Here is a 1,991-nt window from a genome sequence, read left to right as displayed (position 1 = left end):
GTCGGCCGGCGGCAGGGGCGAGGGGCGGGTTCATCATGTCGCTCTCCAGAGCGTGAACGGGCATGCGGACGCGGCGCCTCCGGGGCGCGTGGGCAGGGGGAGGCCGGACGTCACGAGGGCCGTTGTGCGCGGCCCGGCACGTGAGCGGCCGGGGGAGGCGTCCGTCTAGATCCGGAGCACGGCCGAGGCCGGAGCGGCGGCCGATGACCGGCCGTCGGCCCGTACGGTGGCGGCCCCCGTACGGCCGTCCGCGGGGCGCGGCACGGTCAGCGGGGTCGTGGCTGGCGCGGGCAGGTCCATGCCCGGCTCGGGCTGCGCGGCAAGGCAGTCCGGTGCGGCGTGATGTGCCTCATGGCCGTCGTGCGGGGGGTCGTGGTGCGGGCCCGTACCGTACGGTGCCGGTGCCCGATCGCCGCGCGGGCAGGGCGCGACGGTGTCCAGGCCGTCGGCCGTCGGAGTGTCGCAGCGCGGGGACAGCCGGTCCTGGGGCGCGGGGAGACCCTCCCCGGGGCCCAGGGCGAGGGCGTGCGCGACGGCGGAGGCGGCGGTGGCCCGGCCGGTGACCGAGTGCGCGGCCGTGCTCTCGGCGGTCAGCCCGTGGGCGGACACCAGGCCGAACAGCAGCAGGGCGAACCCCAGCAGACGCGAGAGCGCCGCCGGCGGAAGGCGGCGTCGCGGTGCGCCGTGCGCCGACGGGGCCGAGACCATGCGGAGATGCTAGCTCCGCATCGGACGGGTGCGGCCGGGTGTGCGGGGCCGGGCGTCGTGAATGAGCCACGCGGGGCGGGCGGCGCGGCAGGGGCTCACGCGGTGAACCGGCTGACCGCGCGCTTCTCGCGGTGGCTCGGCCGTTCGGCAGGAGGGCGGTTCCGGACATCCGGCGGCCGGTTCGGAAGGCTTTCGAGAGGACTTGGGCGGATCGTTCCGGTGACGGCGATCGACGGGGCCGGGGAATCGGCCTCGGGGAGGTGTCCCCGGCACGTTTCGCCTCCGGCGGTGGGGACCCGCGAAATGGCTGGTTGACGGTGTCGCTGGGGGCCCGCGGCACCCCGAGCGCTTTACGGCGCTCCCGCGCCGCGGCTCAGCGCTCCGCGCTGTCCCACGGCACCCCGTACTGGGCCTCGGCGGTCCGTATTGCCTCGCAGTGCTCTTGGCGGCGGTCCGGGGCTCCGTACGGCGGTCCGGCGCCCGTACGGCTTGGCGGTGTTCCCTGCGGCGGTCCGGCGCCCGTACGGCTTGGTGGTGCTCCCTGCGGTGGCCCGACGGTCCGTACTGCTGCACGGCACCTCGTACCGTGACCCGACGTTCCGTACGGCTTGGCGGCGCTTCCCACGGCTTCCCGGTGCTCCGTACGGCGGTCCCCCGTACTCCGTGCCGCGGCTCAGCGCCCTGTGTGAGGCCCCGCGCCGTGCCCTGAACGGAGCAGTGGTCGCCCGGGCCCGTACGAGGTGGCGGCCCGGGCGGGGCCGCCGTGCGGGCCCGTCCGCTGGCCGCACCCCCGCGCATCGCACATCGTGGTGCCGTGGAGTGGGCCTCTCGGCACGCGACGGGACGGAGGGAGGCGGTGATGGCCCCTGCCGGCAGCGCCCCGGCCCCGTCGGGCCGTGCGCCGAGCCCGCCGGGCGGCCGAAGCGCGCCGACGAGGGCACCCGTCCGGCCGGCGAGGGGTGACCATGCGGCCGATCACCTGGGAGTACGAGGGCTACGACCCGGTCGAGGAGCGGCTGCGGGAGTCGCTGTGCACCCTCGGCAACGGCCGCTTCGCCACCCGTGGGGCCGCGCCCGAGTGCGCGGCCGATGCCGTGCACTATCCGGGCACCTATGTGGCCGGGTGCTACAACCGGCTGGTCTCCGCGGTGGACGAGCGACAGGTCGAGAACGAGGACTTGGTCAACGTCCCGAACTGGCTGCCGCTGCGGTTCCGCGTGCGCGCGGCCGCCCCCGTCGTCGAGGGGGCGCCCCCCGGGACGGAGGCGGGCCCCGCCCACCGC

At 76.8% G+C, this 1,991-nt stretch carries 1 protein-coding gene and 1 pseudogene; one reads left to right on the top strand and one right to left on the bottom strand.

Annotated features, from left to right (window positions below; genetic code table 11):
- Positions 1-165: 165 nt before the first annotated feature.
- Positions 166-708 carry a hypothetical protein gene (locus tag ACSNOD_RS30755; RefSeq protein ID WP_436770364.1) on the bottom strand — a complete coding sequence of 181 codons (543 nt, stop codon included), beginning with the start codon at positions 706-708 and terminating at the stop codon, positions 166-168.
- Between the two features lie 965 nt (positions 709-1,673).
- Between ACSNOD_RS30755 and ACSNOD_RS30750 the strand changes: the two are divergent.
- Positions 1,674-1,991, top strand: a pseudogene (locus ACSNOD_RS30750) (hypothetical protein); the annotation flags it as partial.

The organism is Streptomyces sp. URMC 123 (genome assembly GCF_051386515.1).
Classification (GTDB): Bacteria; Actinomycetota; Actinomycetes; order Streptomycetales; family Streptomycetaceae; genus Streptomyces.
The sequence above is the reverse complement of the archived record's forward strand: the minus strand, read 5'-3'. Positions and strand labels throughout refer to the sequence as shown.

What these genes read in the sequence shown, in the direction of transcription:
- ACSNOD_RS30755 (WP_436770364.1), bottom strand. Translation starts at nt 708, where the DNA reads ATGGTCTCGGCCCCGTCGGCGCACGGCGCACCGCGACGCCGCCTTCCG.